The organism is Mesorhizobium sp. MC2-1-1 (genome assembly GCF_057597255.1).
The window spans coordinates 5,625,696-5,649,140 of record NZ_CP195205.1 but is presented as its reverse complement, the minus strand read 5'-3'; the positions used below and the strand labels follow the sequence as shown (position 1 = coordinate 5,649,140).

Here is a 23,445-nt window from a genome sequence, read left to right as displayed (position 1 = left end):
CACCGGTTCCGTCATGGAATTGCGTGAAAGCAGAATGGTAAGAGCGATCCAGCGATTCTAGAACCGTGGACTGCTTCAAGCGCGCAAGCCGCGGCCACATGCGTGGGCCGGATATACCGCTTACCATGGAGAAGAAGCCGACTTTGCATAAAATTGTAGGCTTGCCTGACACCGAAATCGTAACGGACCTCCTGTAGGACGATGCGTCGAACAGGAGATTGGCTCGTGACCACGAGAACGCCGACCGCGCCGTTTCGGACATGGAAGCAGGTTTTCTGGCTGGCCGTGCTTGGCACCGCCGGCTGCGTCGGCCTTTCGCTCGGGTTGAACTACCTGCTCATGTTCAGCGACAGCTTGACGCCGTTCGCCCGCGGGGCCGTTACGGCAATCGCCGTGCCGATCGCCATCGGCCTGCCGCTGTTCGCGCTGCTTGGCCGGCAGCAGATCGAAATCCGCCGCTACCGGCAGGAGCTCACCAAATCCGGCACCTATGACCAACTGACCGGCTGCCTGAACGGCAAAGTGTTCACATCGATGGTCGACAGGAGGGCGGCCAGACCGGCAGGTCCGCGCTCCGGCGCCTTTCTGGTCGTCCATCCGCAGCATTTGGCTACGATCAATCTGCGGTTCGGTCTCGAATGGGGCGACGAGGCCCTGCGGCTGATCGCATCGGCCATCCGATCGTCGGTGCGAAAGGACGATCTGATCGGCCGGATCGGAACCTCGATGTTCGGTGTCTTCCTTCCGGGCGCGAGCGAACAGGACGCCAAGGACATCGGCGAGCGCGTTCGCGGCGCGGTCGGCGAAATCTACTTCGCACCGAAAGGCGAAAAGGACGCGCTTGCGATCAGCGTCGGCGGCGTCGTCTTCGAACATGAGCTGGATTTCGAGGACATGTTCCGCTTCGCGGAGGAAGGCATGGCCGAGGCCCCGGACGAAGCCGGCCTGCGGCTGTCGCATGTCACAAACTGAGCTACAACACCGGAGCTATGAACTGCGGATTTCAGTTCGGCCGCCACACCGTCTCTCCGCGCTTCCCTGCAGAGGTGTGGGGAGCTAATCAGTTGTCGAGTTTGGTAGCACATCATTTGTCGGCTCCAGTTTTGCGTCGAAGCGAAGCACTTGGTCAGCCTGACCACGCTCAGCTTGCCGGCGATGAAGTCGGCTCCTACGCACTTCAAGCTTAGATCACGCGCGCAGACTGTTTGCTGCTCCCCGGGGCCTCTTCCAATTCCAAAGCGGCAACGAGCTTCGCGGCCCCCTTCCAATGCAGCGCCACGTCCGCACGCGTATTAGCGCGGGCTGACCGATAGGCAGGCAGATCGCCCGCAAGTGCCTTCAGGTCGCGCAATACGGACGCGATGTGTGGCCACGGGAAATCCGTCGGGTCGCCGATTTCCCGGTCGGCGCCCACTATCATTTCCAGCTTCGCGATGATCCCAGCAAGCGACAGAGCTGCGACGCCGGGGATAGAATCCTGAAATCTTAGTTCCTCCGTCATGGCAAATACTTCGGCCTCGCAAGCTACCTCATATTCCGTCCTCGGTCCTGGCGTGGCCCCCTGCATGCGCCGAGACACGGACTTATCAGAGGTCAATACCTGAATTCCGGTATTGGCCATTATTCGGGCCTCCAAACGCTGTTGAACCCGACACAATAGCAATGAGACGTATCGAGCTTGATGCCACCGGCCCCAGAGGCTCAAAGCGGGGTCCATTTCTGCCCCTGCCGGCGCGTTGCGCTTGCGGCCTTGCTGGCCGATGACGAAAGGCAAACTCGTGGTATTGTCGGAATCAGCCATGATCCGAGCTCCAGTCAGCTTGGGATGTGGTCAGGCCGGGCGGCGTGTTGAAGGCACGTCGTTCGGCTGCGGGTAGTGACCACCTACGTACATACCGTACATTACGGATATTGAGATTGTCAAATACACCGAACCCATCGGAAGTGAAGAATGAGCGTTTCGAGTTGCGCCTGTCGGGCGACTTGCTAGCCCGGATTGACGAATGGCGTCGCAAACAACCGGACTTGCCTACTCGATCGGAGGCGATTCGTCGCTTGGTGGAAATGAGCTTGGACCGGAAGTGATTGGAGGGCCGATGCGAAAATTGCCGGCTACGGCGGACACGCACCGACTCCCCATTCATCCATGTTGCGGACCTGCCATGGTTGGATCGCAGTTCTTCGGGTGGACTAACATCCGTTAAGACTATTCGGTCTCGCCCCTCGCGAGTGCGCTCTTAAACGGCGCCCGAACGAACAGCTACTTTACCACGGCATCTTTCCAAACGATGACGCCATCATCCGCACGGTCGGCGCCTACTCCTCGAATAGAACGACTAATGGCCGTGCAGCTGCCCGTGAGTGAACCTTGGAAAGCGTCGGCCAGTTGAGTGACGATCCGCTCAACTGACGGCCTTCGTAGGCGAACTCGATGACGAAGAGCAGCGCCACATTCGCGAGGGCTTGAGCGAGGAAGAGCTCGCGATCTTCCTGCCTCCTGCGACAATTGCTTGCCGGTCGCCTTGGTGACGTCGGTCCTATCGGAAGGCCGGACCGTCGCCTACTTCCCTGAAATGGGACGAGGTCGGTGAGCAGGCATAATCCTAAAAACTGGAGCAATATTAGGGCTGCTCCAAAAGCAGAATGTTTCCGCTCATTTCGAAACGAAAAAGCCCGTCGCAGCTAATAGGCGTAAGCGATGGGCTTTCTGCGATTTGGCCGAGCGGTGTCTATTGACGCGCTGATCTGGACAGGCTCCAGCGGGTCTTTGACCGCTTGTGCGACGAACGCCGGTTGGCAAAAAAAGATCGGGACCAGCGCGAATTCCTGGCTATGGAAGTCCCTTAGGTTTTCAATGACGGAACGAGAGACGGAGCGGACCTTTTGCGGCCGGTTTCCAAGCGGCGAAGGGCCTAGAGCGCAGCCAGCTTTGCCGCCGACCCTGCCAATTCCTGGTTGAGGTTTAGCACAGTCCCCTCCCCGTCTGCAGGGCGCGGCTGCCATTGGATGCTGACCTCCAAGTGCGGCCGCGTCGTGCCCACGTCGACCCTCTTAATCAGCTGCATAGCCGTCCTGGGAGGGAAATCGGCGGCAAACGACGGGGAATAGGCTATTCCGAATTTGAAGGGAAACAGCGAAACTTTGCGAATGCCCAAGAAGCGCAACCTTTGCAGTCCTATATGTCGCGGACGTCTCAGCGCGACGAGCTTGATCACTCTGCCAATCCCGCGCCTCCATTCTGCAGCGGCCGGCCGTCAGGTACGACGTCAACGATTGCGCACCGCCACCGACAACCTTCTCGAGCGCATCCTGGACATGCAGTCCGAAACCGACATGGTCGTGACCCGGCTCAGGGGTCCGTTCACTGAATTTTTCAGACACGAGAAGTGAGCTGAGAAGGAGATATATGCGATGACGGCCGTCCAACTGTCGAATCGGATGCACGTCGCCATCTGTCTGCGCGAGCTTCGGACTCGGCTGGGAGCCACCCAAAAAGCTCTGGCGATGGATATGAGAACGACCCCCAAGATCGTCTCCCGATGGGAGACAGGAAAGGAACCCTTGAGCACTGAGCAGACGAAGGATCTTTGCATGGCTTTAAAATGCACAACGGACCAGCTGTTTGGCCATAAAAAACGCACTGGCCATGAACTCAATAGTTATTCACCAAACTGTGGCGAAAACATTCGTTATGGTACTTTCAAGATAAAAACGACCGTCGGAACACGTAAATATCCAATCAATGAGTGCGCCCGTGCCCTTATTTTGGGTCAACTCAAATTACTTCATAATTCTCGTTCTCTAAATAAAAATAGAAATTGGATTCATTTCCTGACCCTCAATAACAAGATCGTTGCAGTTAATCCGAATTATATCCAATCCGTCGAGTTGGTTGGGGATGACGTGGTGGCGATGCCACAATATTATCGCCCAGAACTGTATCGAGCTTTCGATGATTGGGAAACGGCCAAGGTCCCTGAAAAAGTGAAAACCGAATGCGAGATCATCATCGCAGAGATCGGCGAGGAAGAAGCCATGCGGATGGTCTCATATGTTCGTGTGACGTACAAAAATGGACAGGATGAGTGGAATTTTCTAGACGACGGAAGCGCCGCCACTTTCTTCGAATTGGAAGCTGCGACTTTTAACGTTTTCCCATGCACTTTCGCGGAAGTTGAGGAAGAGGGCTACTATCGGGCGCGATATGCTAACCTTGACCATGTCGCAGTAATGGAGGTCCCGAGAGACCGCTACCACAAACTGACCCGCAATCGACCAACCGCACGTCGAGGAAGGACGACACCCCTGTGTGATTCTTCAAGCTGAGCCGGCGCAATCCCCGTATAGGCCCAATTAGGCGTTTCGGGAAACTGGTGCCGCGAGAAGAGGACTGAACTCTGAAATATATTATATAGGCCAATAACTTACTGTATTGTTTGTAACGTTGTGACGACCAGCAAAATGAGCCGAAAAAACAGAGCCGGACCTCTACATCAGCCCATGCGCTATTAACTGCGCGGCCGGCATCCGCCGAAGCGCTACCATTGCGACAACACCAAGCAGTGGGCCAGGCGCCAGGACCAGGAAGCTCCAGCGCCAACCTACCGTCTCCGCCATGAATGACACCAGATGGATGGAGCAAAAAGTGAGTGCGATGCCGACGCTTAGTTGCAGGGAAAGCGCCGTGCCCACGTAGCGTTGATCGCTCAATTCGGTTGCCATGGCTGAGAACTGCGCAGAATCCCCGATGACGGTCGCTCCCCAGAGGATGGCGACGACGGTGAACAACCAGAGCGGACCGGCGAAGGTCAAGCCTATGGTCAGTGCGCAGAGGCCCGACATCGCCATCATCGCAGCCGCTGCAGCAGTGCGGCCGATGCGATCCGCCACAATGCCGCCGGCAATTGAGCCGATGCCACCCGACGCCACAATGAAGAACGCCAGCAGGGAGTCAGCCCCCGGGCCAACAATACCCAGACCGGGACTGCCTGCCCTGATGTAAGCCAAAATCCAGCCCCACATGGCGTAGAGCTCCCACATGTGACCGAGATAGCCGAGATTGGCGAGCATCAGCGCGCGATTGCGCACCAGCGTCTTGATATGGCGAGGGTCGAATGCCGATCTCGCGAAAGGATGAGGCCCTTCCCCGCCTAGCCAAAAGATCAATATTCCACCCACAAATGCAGCAAAGGAGGTCGTGACGATGACGTCCTGCCACGCCAATTCGGCGGCTCGTGCGGACACCAGATGAGGAAATGCGGAACCGAGCGTCAGCGCTGCGAGGAGGACGCCGAGCGCCGTTCCCCGCCCGCGACTGAACCAGGTCGACATCAGTTTCACTGCTGGTGGATATACGCCGGCGAGCGCCAAGCCGGTAACAAAGCGGGCGACCATCAGCAAGCCGACCGAGGGTGCGAACAACAGGCAGAGGTTGGCGGCCGCCGCAGCAAAGGCACTGACGCCGATCAGCTTGCGAAGTGAGAACACATCCGGAAGGCCGACCATGCTGGAGGCCAATGCGCCGATGGCAAAGCCGATCTGCACGGCGCCGGTTAGCCATGCGCCCTGCGCCGGAGAAATGTTCCACAACTCAGTCAGTTGCGGAGCGATGGCCGTTGCAGAGAACCATGTCGTCATTGGCAGGAAGGAGCCGATCGAAATGACGATCAGCATCAGCCAGCGCCGGCATGCGCTGGCTGTGATAAGGTTGGTGACTGGCAGGTGGTCCATGTCCATCGGTTCACGCCGCAATGGAGCCCTGCAGTTGCCTGAGCACCGGCAAAAGGTCGGCCGGGTCCGGTCTGCGTGTGTAGTCCGGACTGACTTCGGCATGGGCGATGATGCCGTCCTGTCCGACCACGAAGCGAGCCGGCATCGGCAGTTTCCAGGACGGGTCCTCGTTGATCGTTGGCAGATCAACGCCGAAGGTTCGATACAGCTCGATCAAGTCATCCGGCAGGCGAAACCGCAGGCCGAAAGCATCGGCGACCTTGCCGTGGGGGTCGCTCAGCATCGGAAAATCTATCTTCTTGTCGCGCTTGGCCTTGCGGCCGTTCGCAAGCGACTGCGGCGAGATGGAGACCAGTTGCGCACCCATGGCCTGGATGGCCGGCCAGGCTTCCTGCAAGGCGCCGAGTTCGATGTTGCAATAGGGGCACCAGACGCCGCGATAGAAGCTGAGCACCAGCGGCCCGTGTGCAAGCAGATCACCGGATGCGACAGAACCGCCATCAGCCTCCGACAACGTGAACGCCGGGGCAACGTCGCCTGCCTTCAGGGCCTGGGCGGCCTGACCTGACGCAATGAGTTCAGTCGTCGCGCGATGCATTATCTCGACCGCTTGCTTGGGGGCCTTGCCTTCAAAATCGGCTTTGAAGGCGTCGAGCTTTTCCTGAAGAGACATGAGACACTCCAAATGTTGGCCGCATGGCTTGCGGCGGAATGTCCTCGCCTATTTCCAGAAAGAGGGGTAGCTTGCCAGAAAGCATAGCAAGCATCCAGAAAACGAATGGCCGATCGACTACAGGAACTTGAGGTTTTCGTGCGGGTGGCCGAGCGCGGAAACCTCTCCCAGGTCGCGCGGGAAATCGGGCTGTCGCAGCCATCGGTGTCACGCATTCTCAACGATTTGGAGGCGCGCATCGGCGCCCGTCTTCTCTTCCGCACCAGTCGCAAGGTCGCACTGACCGAGGCGGGACAGGTCTACCTCGACCAGATACGGCCGCTGCTGGCAGATCTCGGGGCGGCTGCTGACACAGCCGCTGGCAATGAGGAATTGCGCGGGGTTCTGCGCGTCGAGCTGTCGGTCACCTTCGCAGTGCGCGCACTCATTCCTCGCCTGCCCAGCCTTCTTGCGGAGCATCCCAATCTCTCCGTCGAGTTGATGATGGACGATCGCCGGCGCAGTCTCGCTGAGGAAGGCGCCGATGTCGCGATACGGCTTGGCCTGCTCGACAACTCCAGCATGATGGCCCGCAAAGTCGGGCAGACACCTCGGTTGCTCGTTGCCGCGCCGGACTACATCGCCCGACACGGCCAGCCGAGCAGCCCTGCCGATCTGGCCAAGCACCAGGTGATCTTCGGGCCCTCCGACAGTTCCGGCGCTACTTTTCAGGATCTGATCGATCCGCAGCTCCGCTTTGTGTTGCCCGAAAGTCCTCGCATCAGGGTCTCGAGCTCGGCCGGGGTTACAGCATGTGTTGTGGCTGGGCTTGGCGTAGCATTCGGTTCGGGATGGATGTTTAACGCCGAACTGGAGGACGGTCGCCTGTGTCGGCTGCTGCCGGATTTTGCGCTGCCGACCATACCCATCCATGCCTTGTTCCCGGCCGGGCGCCAGCCGAGCAAGCGGGCCAGAGGATTTGCCGACTGGTTGAGCAAATCACTCGGTTCGTCGCAATAAGTCGGTGCCGCCGCACAGCGGTATCACACCTGGTCCGCAATGCGGGCCACTTTGCTCAATGCGATCAGTTGGGTTAGTCTCGCAATATGCGACATCGCTGATAAACCATTCGCTGAGGGGGGCGAGATTTCATGGAGATGCAGCAGGTCCGATACTTTCTGGCCCTGTCGAACACGTTGAATTTCACGAGAGCGGCCGAGGAGTGCAACGTCACCCAGCCGGCCCTTACGCGCGCCATCAAAACGCTTGAAGACGAATTGGGTGGGGAGCTCCTGAGGCGCGAGCGTCAGCATTCGCATCTCACGGAACTCGGGCGCCGCATGCTGCCCTTGCTGCAACAGTGCTATGATGCGGCCACTTCCGCCAAGTCATTGGCCAAGGCCGTGCAAAGCAGCGACGTTGCACCGCTCAACGTCACCATTTCCAACAGCATCAACATTGCGCTTTTGGTTTCGCCGTTCACCGAGCTCTTTCGAGCCTACCCGGGTGTGCATCTCAAGATCCACCGCGGCTCGCCGGCAGCCGTGATAGAGGCGCTGAAAGCCGGTGAAGCAGAGCTGGCGATTGCCGGCCCGCTCGGCCAGGCTTGGGATCGTCTGGACACATGGCCGCTGTTCCAGGAAGGAATCGAGCTCGCCGTAAATTCGGATCACCCGCTCGCCCGGCGAAACGAGGCGGATGTCGCGCTGGCGCAGCTTGCCGCCGAACCTGTGCTCAGTCGGATCGATTGGGAGACGAGCGAGGAACTGGCGCGCTGCCTTTCCGCCAAGGGATATACGCCCCGGACCGCGCATGAAGTCGAGACGGACCAGGATCTGCTCGCACTGCTTGAGGCCAATGCCGGAGTGGGTTTTGTCACGCTTACGGCGCCGCGGTCCCCGACCACACGCCGGCTCAAACTTCGCGACCTGGATGTCTCGAGGATCGTTTCGGTTTATGCTGTGGCCGGCAGGCATCGCTCGCCTGTCGCGACAACGCTGCTCAATCTGCTGAGGGCGGCGGACTGGTCGACCTTCGGCGTCAGCGAGCCCGCCTGAGCGCCGCGATCAGGTCGTCGATGTCCATGCGACGACGGTAGTCCGGATCGACGAAACGATCCTTGATGATCCCATCCGTTCCGACGATGAACGTGGCTGGAATTGGCATAAACCAGCCGCTGTTGCCCTGATAGTTAGGGATGTCGAGCCCCAAGCCCATGAGCCGCTCCATTTCAGCGCCGACCCAGATCGCGAGATTGAGCGACAACGCATATCCATTGTCCATGTCGATCAGAAACGGGAATTGTGCGCCGACCAGAGCCTTCATTGCCTTCGCGAATTTGCGCCGCTCCGGCATGATCGCAACCACCTGTCCCCCCAATTCCGCGATCTCGTGGTGCACCTCGACAATGCCGATGGCGTTCAAGCGGCAGTAAGGACACCAGTGACCACGCTGAAAGGTGATGACGGCCGGCCCTTTTGCCAGGATTTCGGCAAGGCTGACGAGCCTGCCCTCATCATCAGGCAGCAGGAAACCAGGCATGGCTTCGCCCGCAGCTGGCGCCATTGTGCCGGCACCCTGCTTCTCGAGGCGGTCCACAAGTCGCTCTACGGCGTCGGCGAATTCCGGGTTCAGACGGCGAACCGCCGTGGCAATCACGGCCAGCCGTTCATTAAGGGGCGCATCAAGTTCGATGGCTGCCTGGACGGACTGCTCGAATGTCATTGTCTGGTCGTCGGCGGCCATGTCTGCACTTTCACGCGTTCAGCATAGCCTACCACCGTGGCCCCACGGCAATCGCCATGTTTTTCCTGCATGGTTTTGATGCCCTGCGTGCATCGATACATGCCAGGTCTATGTCGTATTTCGCCGGGCCGAGCCGACGCGTTACACCATGTTCCTGATATCCGCTGCAAAAGTCGGGAAAGCGCAGACCATTTCAGACAACTCTGGTGCCGTGATGCCGTGCTTCATCGCGAGCGCAAAGATGTGGATCAGTTCTTCGCCGGCATGGCCAACCAGATGGGCTCCGAGGATCCTGCCTGTCGTTTCCTCGACTATGATCTTCGACCACGCCACCGGCTCCGCGTAAGTCCTGGTGGAGAGCCAGCCGTGCATGTCGTTCAGGTGGACGTTGACGGTGAAACCACGTTCCCTCGCCTGGGCCTCGGTCAAACCGACGGCCGCCACCGCCGGTATGCTGTAGAGCGACGCAGGTATGTAACTGTAGTCGGGCCGATGCTTCGGGCCATCGACGATGTTGCGGCCGACGATCCCGCCTTCATAAGTCGCAACCGGCGAAAGCTGCGGAGAGCTCCATACCGCATCGCCGCAGACATAGACGTCTGGATTGGAACGCGAGCGCAGATGCTCGTCGATCTCGATGCGGCCTTCGCGATGCACGATGACACCCGCCCCAAGATCGAGGCCCTCGACATTGGCGACGCGTCCCGCGCAATTGACGGCCCGATCAGCGGCAACACTGAATTCCACGCCATCCTTCGCGAAGCTCACCCGCAGTCGCCCGTCGGCCGCTTCGATCTTCTTGACCCAGGCCTTGGTATGGATGCCGATCCCCAGCCGCTCGCTCTCGGCATGGATTTGAGTAGCGGCATCCTCGTCGAAGCCACCGAGAAGCTGCGGCAGTGCCTCGAGGATGGTGACCTTGACGCCCGCGCGCGCATAGACGTGACCAAGTTCGAAGGCGATAACGCCGCCGCCAATGAACACGACGGCACGAGGCAGCACGGGATCGCTTAGAACATCGTCGGATGTGGTCAGGAATTCCGCCCCCGGGATCGGCAGTGGGCGCGGCTTCGAGCCGGTGGCGATGACGATGTTTCTGGCCTCGATCTCTCGGGTGCCGACGCGGACAGCATTGCTGGCGACGAATGCGGCCTCGCCTTGGATGACATCGACGCCCCGCTTGGCCATCAATCCGGACAGCCGGGATGGAATGTCCCTGATGATGTCTTTTTCCCGCTCGATCAAGGCTCGCCAATCGAGCGCCGGCGGGTCGATCTTGATTGCATGACTGCCGGCCCTTCCGATCTCTTCAAGCGCGTGAGCCGCCGCAACCAGCACCTTCTTCGGCGTGCATCCGCGATTGGGGCATGTGCCGCCGAGATCGCGAGCCTCGATCATGGCGACGGAGAGTCCGGCGGCGCGCGTCGCGACCGTGACGCCCATGCCGGCATTGCCGCCGCCCAGGATCACGACATCATACCTTTCCATCGCACCGCCTCCGCCGACCTCAGTGAAGCTTGATCCGCGGTCTGGCGCGCCTGACGATCATCTCGCCGATCGAAGTAAGCGTTGTCTTCGCCAGTCCGTGCACCGCCTTGAGATGCATCTTGTGCAGCGAGCGATAGACGAGCCTCGCAACGAGACCTTCGATCCTCAGTCCTCCGATCAGACTGCCAAACGCACCGTAGTCCGCCAGCGAGACCAGTGATCCATAATCGCGGTAGCGATACACCGGCGCGGCATGCCCTGCGAGACGTGCTGCAATCACCTTGGCCATGTGATCTGCCTGCTGATGGGCCGTCTGGGCCCGCGGCGGCAAGGCGGTTTCCTCGCCCGGCAGTATGCAGTGAGCGCAGTCGCCAATGGCGAACACGTTGTCATCTCCGACGGTCCGCAAGGTTTCGTCGACGATCAGGCGATTGATGCGGTCGGTTTCAAGACCATCAAGGCTCTTCAGAAATTCCGGCGCCTTGATTCCGGCCGCCCAGACGACCAATTCAGCGGGCACGAAGAGCTTGTCTCCCAGCCGGATACCGTCGTCGGTCACTTCGGTGACCCTGATCCCGCATCGTATCTGGACACCCAGCTTGATCAGCAACCGTGCCGTGGCGCTCGCCATCTGCTCAGGCAGCGCAGGCAGGATCCGCGGCCCTGCTTCGACGATCGTGATGCGGATCAGCCGTTCGAAATCGATGTTGTCGAGATTGTGCGAGGCGATTTCCCGCATCGATTTGTGCAGCTCGGCCGCCAGTTCGACGCCGGTGGCGCCGGCACCGACGATGACGCAATGAAGCTGACCGGGTGAAAGCTGCTCGTACTGCGCATTGGCGCGCAGGCATGCGTCGATCATGCGCTTGTTGAACCGGGCCGCCTGCTCCGCGGTGTCGAGTGCGATCGCATGACGAGCCGCTCCAGGTGTGCCGAAATCATTGCTGACGCTGCCGACGGCCATGACCAGCGTGTCGTAGCCCAGGACACGCGGCGGGATGACCTGGCGACCGTCATCGTCGAAGCTGGGTGCCACGAAGACCTGGCGCTTGGCACGATCGATGCCGACGACCTCGCCAATGCGATAGCGGTAGCCGTGGCGGCTGGCATGGGCGATGTATTCAACAGCATCGTGCGACGCGCTCAAGGCGCCGGATGCCACCTCATGCAGAAGCGGCTTCCAGATATGGGTGCGGCTTCGGTCGACAAGCGTGACGGAAAGCCGCCGCTTGCCGAACTTGCGGCCGAGGCGTGTCGCCAGTTCCAGGCCGCCCGCGCCGCCGCCCACAATGACCACGCGATGGAGTGACTTGCCCGCGTGCGAAGGGGTCTCCTGGATCGTGCGGAAGAGTGCTGCGTCGTTGGCGAGCACGGCTTCCGGAATCAACCGCATGCCGGGGGTGATGATCTGCATCGGTGGTCTCCGTATCTCGGCGAGGCTCATCACTCTTGGGATTCGTGGATCACGATGCCCTGCAGCATGTCGACCTCGCATTGCCAGGGCTTGTCGGTGAGAACGCGCTGCCCATGCTCGTATCCTGCCTGCCAGCGGGTGCGGATGCCCGAGCGGGTGAAGTCGATGTCCTTGGTATGGTCCTCGCCGTCCAGTCGTGGAGAGAGCAGCCGGACGAGGTGCATGACCGACTGGCAGCCATAGGAGGCGAGTTCCTTGAACATCGGATCCTCGCGAAGCTCCTCGGGCACGAGCCTTCCCATTTCGCGCACGACATGCCGCAACCGATGCAGTTGCTCCTGCCGTGCAACGTGGCTCCGGCCGCGGCTGGCGTATTGGAGGTCCTTCTGCCGCCCCATGACCTGCCAGATCGATTTCGGCTCGGTGGCGCGGGGCTGCCACATGTTGACGGCAAAGATCAGCGCGTCTCGCCTGGGTCGCGCATCGAGCACCACCTCAATCGGCGTGTTTGAATAGATGCCGCCGTCCCAATAGGGCTCGCCGTCGATGCAGACCGCCGGAAACGCCGGCGGCAAGGCGCCTGACGCCATGATATGCGCCGCCGACAGGATCATCTCGCGCGTATCGAAGTATTTGAGCTCGCTGGTGTTGACGTTAACCGCACCGACCGTCAGCCGAGTATGGCGACCGTTGAGGTAGTCAAAGTCGACCAGATTGTTCAGCGTCCGTTTGAGCGGATCCGTGGTGTAGTAGGAAGCATTCTCGACACCGACCTCGCGGTTCACTCCAAACATGGCGCTTGGGTTCGGTTCGAAGAATCCCGGGATGCCACGCATCACCGTGCCCATATTGGCGAAGACGTTGCTCGGAACCATCATCCGGAAAAACTCGTCGAATGGACTGCTCCGGCTGACGCCATCCCAGAACTCCTGAAGCCTGGACAGACGATCGCCGGGCTGGTTTCCAGCAATCAGCGCTGCGTTGATGGCACCGATGGACGTGCCTATGACCCAATCCGGTTCGATGCCGCCCTCGACCAGCGCCTGATAGACCCCGGCCTGATAGGCGCCGAGCGCGCCGCCGCCTTGAAGGACAAGGACCGTCTGACGTTTGACGTCGCTCTGGTGTCCCGTCGCCGGTTCTGCTTGCGGGGCGGATAGGTTTTGCGTGATCTTGTTCATGGCCTTCGCTCCTCGAGCAGGTCTAGTGAGCGGTCCAACCGCCTTCGATCGGCATCACGGCGCCGGTGATCGAGGCCGCCTCGTCCGACGCCAGGAAGAGACACAGCGCAGCTACTTGCTCGACGGTGACGAACTGTTTGGTGGGCTGCGCGGCCAGCAGGACATCCTTGATCACCTGCTGCTCTGTGATCCCGCGGGCCCTAGCCGTATCGGGTATCTGCTTCTCGACAAGCGGCGTGAGCACGTAGCCCGGGCAAACGGCGTTGACCGTGATGCCTTGTTCGGCGACCTCCAGCGCGACGGTCTTGGTCAGGCCGGCGACGCCGTGCTTGGCCGCGACATAGGCGGACTTGTAGGGAGAAGCCACAAGCGCGTGCGCGGAGGCCACATTGATGATGCGACCCCATTTGCGCGCCTTCATCGCCTGCAACGCGCGCCGGATAGTATAGAACGAAGAGATGAGATCGATCGCCACGACCGCTTCCCATTTCTCGACCGGGAAGTCATCGATCGGCGCGACATGCTGAATGCCGGCATTGTTGACCAGTATGTCGACGGCGCCGAATTCGGCGATGGCCTTGTCCATCATCGAGGTGATTGCGTCGCCCTTGCTCATGTCGGCACTGTCGTATCGAACGGTGACTTGGTGATCGGCCGCGAGCTTTGCCCGCAGCCGTTCGATCTCGGCTGCGTCGCCAAAGCCGTTCAGAACGATGTTGCAGCCCTTGGCCGCGAGGGCTTCGGCAATGCCTTGCCCGATGCCGCTGGTCGAACCGGTGATGAGCGCTGTCTTGCCTTTGAGCATCGTCTTGTCCTTCTGATTGCGCGGCTGCGAGCCACGGCGCGGGCCGGCTCTGGATCTGAGGATTAGTATGGTGAACCGCCGCAAGCTGCGGAAATGCCGTTGAGACATGGATTCGATAGCTGACGGTCAGATCGTTGGCTCCAGGCCCAGGACGTCGATCGACCGGTCGGGTTGTTTGACGTAACGGCAGCTAGTAAGATTGAGCGGCAACGCGGGCCGTGCCGTATGCGCGTCCAGTGAGGGGAGCGTGCAGTGGAGATCAGCCAAGTCCGATACTTCTTGGCCGTCGCCAAGGAGTTAAATTTCACCAGGGCAGCCGAGCAGTGCAATGTCACGCAGCCGGCGCTGTCGCGCGCCATCAAGCTCTTGGAAGATGAATTCGGCGGGCCGCTTTTCCATCGTGAGCGGCGTTTCACTCACCTCACCGAACTCGGCCGCATGGTCGAGACGTATCTCGAAGGCGTCTTCGAGAACTCTCGCCAAGCAAAGCAGATTGCCGAGCAATATGTGAGCCTGAAGAAGATGCCGCTCAAGGTCGGCATCATGAGCACCATCGCTCCGGACGAGATCATCGAGCTCATCGCGGCTGTGCGCGAGCACCATCCCGGCGTCGAGTTGCATCTTTGCGATGCGGACGCGGTTAGCCTCAGGAAAAGGCTGCTCGAGGGGCAACTCGAGGCCGCCATCTACGCGTTGCCCTCATGCGTCCCCGATGAAGAAGTGCACTCCCTGCCGCTGTTCCAGGAACAGATGGTGATGGCTGTCCACCTGGCACATCGCCTTGCCAACCAGCGCGTTGTGCGGGTGAAGGACATGAGCAACGAAAGCTACATCCACCGCAACAACTGCGAGTTTGCGGGCTACGCGGATGCCATCCTTGCCGAGCAGGGCGTTACGGTCAGCCCGGTTTACTGGAGCGATCGCGACGACTGGACATTGGCGATGATCGCCGCGGGGCTTGGCTTCGGCTTCATGCCCGAGCACACCGTCAAGCACCCTGGCGTGGTCTCCCTGCCGATCACGGAGCCGGAATTCTGGCGTGAGGTCAATCTCGTCACTGTGCGCGGCCGCAGGCATTCGCCCGCGGTCGGCGCATTGGTGCGCGAAGCCACGCAGAAGAAATGGTTCGGCGAACGGGTGAAGGCGCTGTCCGCCGCCGAGTAGGTTTGCCGGGCAGCATCGTCGTATGCCTACTTGATAGCGACCCACGTGCCCATCCGTCAGTTCTTCTTGACGGTTGAAGTCACCGACTGAATGACCTCGGTCGCCATCTTGAACTGTGCGGGGCGATCCGTGATGCCATGCCGCTTGGCGATCCAGTCGAAATCGCTGTAGGCGGCGTAAACCGAACCGTCGGCGGTCTGGTAGACCAGCACGCGCACAGGCCAGTCGAGCCCTGCCTCGGGATTCGACGTGATGAACGTCGTGCCGAGCGCCGGATTGCCGAACATGACGAGCCGCGACGGCCTGACGTCGTTGCCGGCGTTCTTGCCAAGCTGAGCCTGGTCGATGACGCCGAAGAACTTGATGCCTTTCTTGAGCACATCCTTCTTGATGCGGGCGACGGTTTCGGCGACGGAATAGTCGCTCTTGACCGTGACGACGCCGTCAGAAGCGGCGGCCGGGAGGGCAATCGCCACGAGCATGGCGGCGGTTGCAAGCAGAATTTTGAGTTGGTTGGTCATGTCGGTCTCCTTGGTTGGATAGCTAGTTTTCGATTTCAGTCTCAGCCCTTTGGCGTTCGCAGCACGCGCGCGATCGCGATCGCACCGGCGAGAACCGCGGCAAGGACGGCCACGCATGCGGTCCAGCCGACACCGTCGTAGATCTGTCCGATGAGGAAGCCGCCGGCGAGCCCGCCCGCGTAGTAGGACGCGAGATAGACGCCGCTCGCAGCGGCGCGATCGCGCGACGCAGTCCGGCTGACATGTCCCGTGGCGATCGCCTGAGCCAGGAAGGTGCCGATGGCAACGAGCGCCATCCCGGCGAGAACGATCGGAAGATTTGGCACAAGCAGCAGAAGCAAGCCGACGATCGCCAGCGCAAGCGTCGCCCCGATCCCTCCCTTGGGGCCAAGGCTCGCTGCGACTCGGCCGGCGAGCGGGGTGGTCAGCATCGATGGCAGGAAGACGAAATAGACCGCGCCAATTGCCATCGGCGTGAGCGAAAGCGGCGCCGCGACGAGCTGAAAATTCACGTAGGTGAACGTTCCGATGAAGACGAAGAGGATCAGGAAGCCGATCGCGAAACAGGCGCGCAGCTCGACGTTCCGCAAGGGGGCCTTCCAGGCGGCACGGGCAGGTTGGCCGTCCAGGTCGGCGCGCATCATTGCCGAGGTCTTTTGCAGCGTGAACCAGACAAGAGCGGCGCCGAGCAGATTAAGCGCGGCAAAGGTCAGGAAGTTGGTGGAGATGCCGAACGTGTCTGCGACCGCCGCCGACATCAACCGGCCGAAAAAGTTGCTGGCAACATTTCCCGTCACATAGGCCGCAAGCGCGCTCGTCGTCTGCCTTGCGGAAAAATGCTCGGCCAGATAGGCCATCGTCAGCGTGAAGGCTGTCGACATGCAGAGGCCCTGCGCCACGCGCAGCAAGGCAAAAACAACGATGTTATCCGTCTGCGACAGCAGCGTCGTCGGGATCGCCAGGATTGCCAGACTGATCCAGATGCCGTTGCGGCGATCAATGCGGCGCCCAAAAAGCGCGACGGCGATACCAGCCACCGCCATGCCGAAGGTGCTGGCGTTGACGGCGAAGCCCATGGTGGCGCGGCTGACGCCAAATTTCACCACCAGCGTCGGAAGGATCGCCTGAGTGGCAAACAGGTCGACTAGCGTCAGGAACGCAATCAGCGCGATCAGGCCGAAGCGCCAGCTGTCGGCTGCAAAAATGCGAACCTCTGTTGGTTCCGTCCGTTCACTCGTCGTCATGACAGGCTCCGTCGCCACGTCCTCGGGCAATCGCCCGAGGAGGGCCTTTGGCTTCCGATGTCGGGATCGCTTCACCGCTCGGGGCGGCTCACATCATGTGGTCTTCGTGCATCGCCGGGGGCAGCACGTCGGCCGAATAGAGCACGGCCGGAACCTTGCCGTTGTTCTTCCACCAGTGGGCGAGCTGGCCGAACTCGGCCGTCACGTCGCCGGCCGGATGTTCGATGCCGACCTTGCAGGTGCTGCGATATTCGGTGATCGAGCCCTCGACGACCAGAATGTTGGCCGGGCGGACATTGTGCTCATGCCACGGCACGACGCCGCCGGGCTGAACGACGAGCTTGCGAAGGCGCAGCATGTTGCCTTTCCAAGCTTCGCCCTTGCTGCTCAAATCGATTGCCGAAAGCACGGTGTCGGTGACGCCGACCGGCTTGCTGGGATGTTCCTGGATATCGGTGGTGGCGGTCTGGCCGGCGGGGCAGTCGCCTGCGAAAGCCGGGGCCGCGGAAAACGCTGCGGTCGCTGACAGCATGCCCAGCACGAACGCGAGGTTGAGTTTCTTGGTAGCCATCTCGTATTTCTCCTTTGTCGGTGCCCAATCGCGTGAGGCGGGGCATGACCATGAGAGTGACCGGACCCTCGTCGAAAGAGAAATGCTGACTGGCTCTTAAATCGATACCTGAAAACTATCGTGGATCATCATACAGGCGCGGGAGTTCGCGCCACGACATAAATCATGGCGCCGATTCTTTTCTTCGACTTGCTACGCGGCCGTTTTCCTTACCGAAAGATCGATGCCGCTTTCCGGCCAGCTATGCGCCTTGACGCTGTTGACGAAGGTTGATGTTGCCGGCGAGAACCGGCGGCCGGCCACAACGACAAGCGATACCTCCCGCCAAACCTCCGGATCGATAACGGGCCTGATCTGCAAGCCCGGGATAACGGCGCTGAATTCAGGGATGAAGCAGATGCCCAGCCCGCCAGAGACCATGTTCTGAATCCAGTCTTCGCGCTCGCTGGCGTAGGAGATCCTGAGCTTCACGCCGCGCTCGTTGCAGAGGCCGGCCAGATAATCGCGATACTCGCAATTCAGGCGCCGGAGGTAGTTTTCGCCGTCGAGCTCCGAGATGGCGACATTGTCGTTGCGGGCCAGCCGATGGCCATTGGGAAATGCGAGGACGAACCGCTCGCGATAGAGGGGCGTGGCATCGAATCGTTCCGGGAAACTGTTGCTGGACGCCATGATGGCGACATCGATTTCTCCCGCCTCCAGCAACTGCGACAGGGATGCCGGCACGCCCTCGACAAGCTGCAGCTGGATGCCTTGCTGGCGCCTGTTGAAATCCGTCAACAGACCGGTAAATCGCCGCGGACCGATGGTGCACATCACCCCAACCTTGAGATTTGCGTTCTCGAGGCACAAAAACCTCGATGCCTCCTGGCGAACGCCGGTCACCTCGTCGAGGATTTGCTGAAATCTGGGGCGGAGCAAAGCGCCCAGGTCCGTGAGGTGGGTCAGGTTCCGCTCACGGCGAAACAGCAGGCCGCCGACCTCGTCCTCGAGCTGCTGGATGGCACGCGACAGCGCCGGCTGGGTAACGTTGCATCTTTCCCCAGCGCGCGTGAAATTCCGGGTCTCGCAAACGGCCAGGAAGTAGCGGATGTGATGGATGTCCATGCGTATCGTCCCTTAGCTGCATAGATGCATTTGCATGCTCGAAGACTGCCGCAATGTGCCGCGTCATGCCAATGCGCGGGGGCTATAAAGTCGATACCGTTTCGTCATGCGACGATGGCGGGCCTAGGCCCGCCATCCAACTGCCAGCTTATGGGTAACGCCCCTGGGATTATCAGCTGTGATGACCCAGGGCAAAAAGCTGGGCGCAGAACTGTGCGTGCGGCTTGCTCATGGCGGCGTCGTTGCATTCCTTCATCATCGCGTCCTGCGTGTTCTTCGGCGTCGCTTTCCAGGCGGTTTCGAAGTCGGCGCTCGACTTCATCGTCTGCATGCCGGAATCCGTGAAGAAGGGCTGCATGTTGGAGGGTTCGTCGAGGGCGCCGGCGAAGGCCACGCCACCAACAACGGAAAGGGCAAAAGCGCCGAGGCAGATAGCTTTGAGATTCATGTTCAAGTCCTTCTCTGGTTAGGTAGTCGTCCTATCGACAACCGTTTGATTGGTTTGACAGCAATTCAGAACTACTGGCTTCCTCCTTGCTGGTATGAACCTTGCCGCGATCACCCGCCAACTCGCCAATGCCATCTGCGTATGAAGACTATGCAGGTTCTGCATCCACAGATGCTATCCGGCACAGTCACTAGTTGGCTGCGCCCATAGCGAGGACATTGGCGCAGAATTCTGCATGGGGCTTGCGCATCGCCGGGTCGTTGCATGCCTTCGTCATCTTAACCCGGTCATGCTTCGACAGGGCGAACCAGGCTTTCTTGAACCCAGCCATCGGTTTCATCGTCTTCATCGTGGCGTCCGTGTAGAACGTCGGCAATGCAGCGAGGTCGGTGAACGGGTTGGCTGAAACTGGGCTCGCGCCAAGAACAGCGGTAAGCGCGGTCACACAGGTAAGTTGTCTCCTCATGTTTCAATCTCCTTTCCAGGTGTGGCTCCGGCGCGGCGCCGACTTGAACCGGAAGAAGAGTGCGGTGCGTGATGACGGGCAGCCAATGCAATCTGCCTATGGACTTCATGCCACCTTGGCATTTCGGCTGAACAAGAAGATGCGGCAGTCTCTCTCCAATCGCCCTCGCCGGCGACCTTGGGGATGGAGACCAGATCATGCTTGCTCAGTCCGCAGTGAGAACAGTCGCAGCAGCCGCGCCAGCGGCGCATCTCGATGTCGAAGACCAGACGATCGACATCGTGCTGGCAAACGACGCGCATGCTGCTTTCGTCTGGGGTGTGCTCGACCGGCTGCTGGACCAGCCGAACTGCAACGTGAGCGGCGTTACCGCGTCGGGCTTCGCGGCGATGCAAGCGGCGGTCTTTGCCTATGGACTGAGCGTCGGTGGCAGGCGCGGCGCGCGGACGGCGCTCGCCAATTTCTGGCGGCGCGTCAGCCATGCCTCGGTGTTTGCCATCGACAGAACGAGCCTGCTGCGATCGATGCTGGAACAGTCGATCGACCTCGAGCAGATCCGTGGCGAAGACTGCCCGGTGAAACTGGGCGTCCTGGCCGTCAACGCCCGCAGCGACACTTTGAAGATATTCTCGGGCGAGCAGTTGTCGGTCGCCGCGATCGTGGCGGCAGCCACCGTTCCGTTCCTATGTCCGGCCGTCGAAATCGACGGCGATCTCTATTGGGGCGACGGCGACATCTCACAAGTGCCGCCCCGGGCATCAGCCCGAGCCAGCCATCGTGTGGTGGTCACCGGCAAGCCGTCGATATTTGTGGCACGGTGTCCGGATCGCAGGGTCGCCTCTACCCATTGTGCTATCGGATGCGCCGCGGTTCACACGATCTTCGACAAGCAATATCGAGCTGCAGCTCCGCTGCTTTTGAGACCCTGGATCGACTGGGGCGAGCTGACTGACATTCGCGACAGGGGACGGCAATGCGTCGAAAACTGGCTGGTGGCCGATCTTTCGTGCGCCGACGAGCGCCCGGTCTGACTGCCGAACCCAATACATCTAGGCGCTTCCCTCCCGCCTAGCCGCGCCTGCTTCGCATACTCCCAAATGCAGGCGCCAGGCCCTCCGGTTCCCCGGCCGGAGGGCCTTTTTCGCACCGCTGTCCAGAACATAGTGACCGCGTATCAATTCCATGCCGAGACAGCATTTCAGCTCGGCATCACGATCGGAGAGACTGATCTGCAGACGGGCCTCGAGGCCGGTCTTTCTCTCGAAACGCCAACCAGGAGACAAGCCTGTGATCAACACCAAGACCCTCATCGGATCGGCCCTCGCGGCTGCCACCACGCTAGCCGCGACAGCGGCACATAGCGGCCCGGCCGCCAAGCCCGGCTTCGCCTTCGAGAAGTGCTACGGCGTCGTCAAGGCCGGCCAGAACGACTGCCAGACCGCGACGCATTCCTGCGCAGGCACGTCCACCGCCGACAACCAGCCGGATTCCTGGCTCTACGTGCCCGCAGGCAGCTGCGCCAAGATCACCGGCGGCAGCGACAAGCCGAAGGCCTGACCAACCTTCCATCTCGAGCCAACAGACCAAAATGGAGGAGACCGATGTCCGGCATGTTTTCAACTCTCGCAATCCCCGCATCGGCGGGCATCGGTCTTCGCTCGCCTCACATCGCGGAGATGCTGACACGGCGTCCCTCCGCGGGCTGGCTCGAGGTCCACGCCGAGAACTATATGGGTGACGGGGCCGGTGTCGAAGCCTTGGAAAGGCTGCGCCAGACCTACCCACTATCCGTGCATGGCGTCGGCCTGTCGCTCGGCAGCGCTCAAGGCCTGGATCGCGACCACCTTGAGCGACTGCGCAAGGTCTGTGAGCGCTTCCAGCCCGATCTCGTTTCTGAGCATCTCGCCTGGAGCATCGCCGACGGCGCCTATCTCAACGACCTCTTACCGCTGCGCTACGACGATGAGGCGCTGGCGATCGTTGCCCGCAATGTCGAGACGCTGCAGGACACGCTGAAGCGGCGCGTGCTGATCGAGAACCTGTCTGCCTACCTGGCATTCGCGGGCTCCTCGATGAACGAGGCCGAGTTCCTTGCGGCGCTGGTGGCGCGGACCGGCTGCGGCCTGCTGCTCGACGTCAACAACGTCCATGTTTCCGCGCACAATCTGCAATATGACGCCAAGGCTTTCATCGACGCGCTGCCTGCGGAGGCTATCGGTGAAATCCACCTCGCCGGCCATGCGACCAACCAGGTCGGGACCGACACCGTGCTGATCGACGATCACGGCTCGCGCGTGCCGCCAGTGGTCTGGGCGCTCTACCAACATGCCATAGACCGGCTCGGGCCGCGCCCGACATTGATTGAGTGGGACACCGACGTTCCGGTTCTCGATGTGCTGCTTGGTGAAGCGATGTGGGCCGACATGCTGACCGCTTCGATCATGTTCAACCGCAGGCAAGCCGCCCGACGCGAGCAGACTACCAAAGCCCGGGCGAAGCCAATCTGCCTTCCTGTCGAATACGAAACGAAAACCAGCATGCCGGTTCTTGCAGCGTTTGCAGCTGCCAGATCCGAGAGACCGTCCGTTTCCTCGCAGGCGCCCTCACTTGAGGAGATATACCATGCTGCCGCTTGAGCACCTGCAGACCACAATGGCGCGCGCCGTGTTGGCCATGGAACCAACGATCGCCGCGAAAGCGCTGACCGCCGGCAAGGCCGATCCATTGGCCCGCCTCCGCATCTACCAGAACAATACCCGCAGTTCCCTTACCGCCGTGCTGATGGCGGTGTTTCCGGTCACGGTTCGTCTGGTCGACGAACGTTTCTTCCGCTACGCAGCGAGCGAGTTCATTCGACGCCATCCCCCGGGGGAATCGCGACTGGCGCGCTATGGCGCCGGCTTCCCGCGCTTCCTCAAGTCGATCGACACGCTGTCCGACATGCCGATCGTTGCAGAAACGGCGCGGCTCGAATGGGCCATAGCCGAGGCGCTCGATGCGGCTTCGTTGCCACCCCGCAGCCTTGGAGACTATGACAATATCGATCTGGGCACTTCTCCCGACATTTCGGTGCAGCCGTCGCTCAGGCTGATCGTATCGCATTGGTCGATTCTTTCCGTATGGACGGCACATCAGCATGATGCCGCCGACAGGCATAGCTCCTGGGCAAGACGAGCAGAACGCGTGGCGCTGTGGCGAGCGGGAGATAACATCCGGCTTATCCAGCTCGATCGTGCGAACTTCGCCTTCCTGCACTCCCTGAAGCATGGCCTCGGCCTTGAACAAGCCGCTGGCCGTGCCCTGGCGCTGGATCCTGGCTTCGATCTCGTATCCGCGCTCGTGCTCCTTTTCGGCGACGGGCTCGTCACCAATGTGCGAGCCGCCGCGACCGCCCACTCAAACTCATGGAGACAGTCATGACCGCAGTATCAGATCATTCCTCGACAAGTCCGGCCGGCCTTGTCGGCCTCTACAGGCGCATCATCAAGCTGCCCGAGCACATTCCATTGTCGCTGGTCCAACTTGCCGCCCGCGTGGCGGTGGCACATGTCTTCTGGCAATCGGCCCAGAGCAAGCTTGCATCCTGGCCCGTGACGCTGCAGCTGTTCGCCAACGAATACAACCTGCCGTTCATCGACCCGTCGATCGCTGCGCCGCTGGCGACGACCGCCGAAATCACAGGCTCGGTGCTGATCTTCTTCGGACTGTTCTCGCGCCTTGCGGCCCTGATGCTGCTTGGCGTCGTCTCCGTCATCCAGATCTTCGTCTATCCGGAGAACTGGGCCGAGCATCTGCTCTGGGCCTCGTTGCTGCTCCTGGTGCTGACACGCGGCGCCGGCGTCTTCTCGCTCGACCAGATTGCCGAGCGAACCCTTTCGGCGTCTGGTAGATGAGCATCCCGAGGGGTGG

At 60.8% G+C, this 23,445-nt stretch carries 24 protein-coding genes; 10 read left to right on the top strand and 14 right to left on the bottom strand.

Annotated elements, in window-relative coordinates; translation table 11 throughout:
- Positions 1-225: 225 nt before the first annotated feature.
- Positions 226-972 (top strand): GGDEF domain-containing protein, encoded by a 747-nt coding sequence (locus ACR64R_RS27815; protein WP_487359424.1) that lies wholly within the window; start codon positions 226-228, stop codon positions 970-972.
- Between the two features lie 211 nt (positions 973-1,183).
- Here ACR64R_RS27815 and ACR64R_RS27810 read toward each other — a convergent pair whose 3' ends face one another.
- The gene (locus tag ACR64R_RS27810; protein WP_487359423.1) at positions 1,184-1,801 is read right to left on the bottom strand and encodes a hypothetical protein; all 618 of its coding nucleotides are present in this window, start codon (positions 1,799-1,801) and stop codon (positions 1,184-1,186) included.
- 1,610 nt (positions 1,802-3,411) lie between these two features.
- Here ACR64R_RS27810 and ACR64R_RS27805 point away from each other — a divergent pair.
- The gene (locus ACR64R_RS27805) at positions 3,412-4,326 is read left to right on the top strand and encodes a helix-turn-helix domain-containing protein (protein ID WP_487359422.1); all 915 of its coding nucleotides are present in this window, start codon (positions 3,412-3,414) and stop codon (positions 4,324-4,326) included.
- A 162-nt stretch (positions 4,327-4,488) separates the two neighbouring features.
- On the opposite strand, the gene ACR64R_RS27800 is transcribed toward ACR64R_RS27805, so the two are convergent.
- Positions 4,489-5,736, bottom strand: a complete 1,248-nt coding sequence (locus ACR64R_RS27800) for an MFS transporter (RefSeq protein ID WP_487359421.1) — start codon at positions 5,734-5,736, stop codon at positions 4,489-4,491.
- Positions 5,737-5,740: 4 nt separating this feature from the next.
- Entirely contained in the window at positions 5,741-6,403 is a 663-nt protein-coding gene (locus ACR64R_RS27795) for a peroxiredoxin-like family protein (protein WP_487359420.1), read from the bottom strand.
- A 105-nt stretch (positions 6,404-6,508) separates the two neighbouring features.
- Here ACR64R_RS27795 and ACR64R_RS27790 point away from each other — a divergent pair, with 105 nt between their 5' ends.
- Both ACR64R_RS27790 and ACR64R_RS27785 read left to right on the top strand, forming a co-directional pair.
- A complete protein-coding gene (locus ACR64R_RS27790) occupies positions 6,509-7,402 on the top strand; it encodes a LysR family transcriptional regulator (RefSeq protein ID WP_487359419.1) in 894 nt (297 codons plus the stop codon).
- A gap of 131 nt (positions 7,403-7,533) precedes the next feature.
- The gene (locus ACR64R_RS27785; protein WP_487359418.1) at positions 7,534-8,439 is read left to right on the top strand and encodes a LysR family transcriptional regulator; all 906 of its coding nucleotides are present in this window, start codon (positions 7,534-7,536) and stop codon (positions 8,437-8,439) included.
- On the opposite strand, the gene ACR64R_RS27780 is transcribed toward ACR64R_RS27785, so the two are convergent.
- From ACR64R_RS27780 to ACR64R_RS27760, 5 genes are all read right to left on the bottom strand, one after another.
- Entirely contained in the window at positions 8,423-9,127 is a 705-nt protein-coding gene (locus tag ACR64R_RS27780) for a peroxiredoxin-like family protein (RefSeq protein ID WP_487359417.1), read from the bottom strand. The two genes, ACR64R_RS27785 and ACR64R_RS27780, sit on opposite strands and share 17 nt — an antisense overlap.
- A 141-nt stretch (positions 9,128-9,268) precedes the next feature.
- Complete coding sequence (locus tag ACR64R_RS27775; RefSeq protein ID WP_487359416.1) at positions 9,269-10,615, bottom strand: dihydrolipoyl dehydrogenase family protein; 1,347 nt, start codon at positions 10,613-10,615, stop codon at positions 9,269-9,271.
- A 19-nt stretch (positions 10,616-10,634) separates the two neighbouring features.
- Positions 10,635-12,029, bottom strand: coding sequence for an NAD(P)/FAD-dependent oxidoreductase (locus ACR64R_RS27770; RefSeq protein ID WP_487359415.1), 1,395 nt, complete (start codon positions 12,027-12,029; stop codon positions 10,635-10,637).
- Positions 12,030-12,058: 29 nt separating this feature from the next.
- Complete coding sequence (locus tag ACR64R_RS27765) at positions 12,059-13,210, bottom strand: patatin-like phospholipase family protein (RefSeq protein WP_487359414.1); 1,152 nt, start codon at positions 13,208-13,210, stop codon at positions 12,059-12,061.
- A 22-nt stretch (positions 13,211-13,232) separates the two neighbouring features.
- Complete coding sequence (locus tag ACR64R_RS27760; RefSeq protein ID WP_487359413.1) at positions 13,233-14,015, bottom strand: 3-hydroxybutyrate dehydrogenase; 783 nt, start codon at positions 14,013-14,015, stop codon at positions 13,233-13,235.
- Positions 14,016-14,267: 252 nt separating this feature from the next.
- Between ACR64R_RS27760 and ACR64R_RS27755 the strand changes: the two genes are divergently transcribed.
- Positions 14,268-15,179 carry a LysR family transcriptional regulator gene (locus tag ACR64R_RS27755; RefSeq protein WP_487359412.1) on the top strand — a complete coding sequence of 304 codons (912 nt, stop codon included), beginning with the start codon at positions 14,268-14,270 and terminating at the stop codon, positions 15,177-15,179.
- A 56-nt stretch (positions 15,180-15,235) separates the two neighbouring features.
- Here the strand turns inward: ACR64R_RS27755 and ACR64R_RS27750 are convergent, their stop codons facing one another.
- From ACR64R_RS27750 to ACR64R_RS27725, 6 genes are all read right to left on the bottom strand, one after another.
- Positions 15,236-15,700, bottom strand: coding sequence for a DUF302 domain-containing protein (locus tag ACR64R_RS27750; protein WP_487359411.1), 465 nt, complete (start codon positions 15,698-15,700; stop codon positions 15,236-15,238).
- A 41-nt stretch (positions 15,701-15,741) separates the two neighbouring features.
- Positions 15,742-16,944, bottom strand: coding sequence for an MFS transporter (locus tag ACR64R_RS27745; protein WP_487359410.1), 1,203 nt, complete (start codon positions 16,942-16,944; stop codon positions 15,742-15,744).
- A gap of 88 nt (positions 16,945-17,032) precedes the next feature.
- Entirely contained in the window at positions 17,033-17,515 is a 483-nt protein-coding gene (locus ACR64R_RS27740; RefSeq protein WP_487359409.1) for a cupin domain-containing protein, read from the bottom strand.
- A gap of 192 nt (positions 17,516-17,707) precedes the next feature.
- Positions 17,708-18,622 carry a LysR family transcriptional regulator gene (locus ACR64R_RS27735; protein WP_487359408.1) on the bottom strand — a complete coding sequence of 305 codons (915 nt, stop codon included), beginning with the start codon at positions 18,620-18,622 and terminating at the stop codon, positions 17,708-17,710.
- A gap of 172 nt (positions 18,623-18,794) precedes the next feature.
- Positions 18,795-19,070 (bottom strand): hypothetical protein, encoded by a 276-nt coding sequence (locus ACR64R_RS27730; protein ID WP_487359407.1) that lies wholly within the window; start codon positions 19,068-19,070, stop codon positions 18,795-18,797.
- Positions 19,071-19,260: 190 nt separating this feature from the next.
- Entirely contained in the window at positions 19,261-19,515 is a 255-nt protein-coding gene (locus tag ACR64R_RS27725; RefSeq protein WP_487359406.1) for a hypothetical protein, read from the bottom strand.
- Positions 19,516-19,733: 218 nt separating this feature from the next.
- Between ACR64R_RS27725 and ACR64R_RS27720 the strand changes: the two genes are divergently transcribed.
- The 5 genes from ACR64R_RS27720 to ACR64R_RS27700 all read left to right on the top strand — a co-directional run bounded on the left by ACR64R_RS27720 (position 19,734) and on the right by ACR64R_RS27700 (position 23,429).
- Positions 19,734-20,567 carry a patatin-like phospholipase family protein gene (locus ACR64R_RS27720; RefSeq protein WP_487359405.1) on the top strand — a complete coding sequence of 278 codons (834 nt, stop codon included), beginning with the start codon at positions 19,734-19,736 and terminating at the stop codon, positions 20,565-20,567.
- A gap of 256 nt (positions 20,568-20,823) precedes the next feature.
- On the top strand, positions 20,824-21,093 hold the full coding sequence (locus ACR64R_RS27715) for a BufA1 family periplasmic bufferin-type metallophore (protein ID WP_487359404.1): 270 nt from the start codon (positions 20,824-20,826) through the stop codon (positions 21,091-21,093).
- Between the two features lie 53 nt (positions 21,094-21,146).
- Complete coding sequence (bufB, locus tag ACR64R_RS27710; protein WP_487359403.1) at positions 21,147-22,172, top strand: MNIO family bufferin maturase; 1,026 nt, start codon at positions 21,147-21,149, stop codon at positions 22,170-22,172.
- Positions 22,159-22,956 carry an HvfC/BufC family peptide modification chaperone gene (locus tag ACR64R_RS27705; RefSeq protein WP_487359402.1) on the top strand — a complete coding sequence of 266 codons (798 nt, stop codon included), beginning with the start codon at positions 22,159-22,161 and terminating at the stop codon, positions 22,954-22,956. Before bufB ends, ACR64R_RS27705 begins: the two co-directional genes overlap by 14 nt.
- The gene (locus ACR64R_RS27700; RefSeq protein WP_487359401.1) at positions 22,953-23,429 is read left to right on the top strand and encodes a DoxX family protein; all 477 of its coding nucleotides are present in this window, start codon (positions 22,953-22,955) and stop codon (positions 23,427-23,429) included. Before ACR64R_RS27705 ends, ACR64R_RS27700 begins: the two co-directional genes overlap by 4 nt.
- Positions 23,430-23,445: the final 16 nt, after the last annotated feature.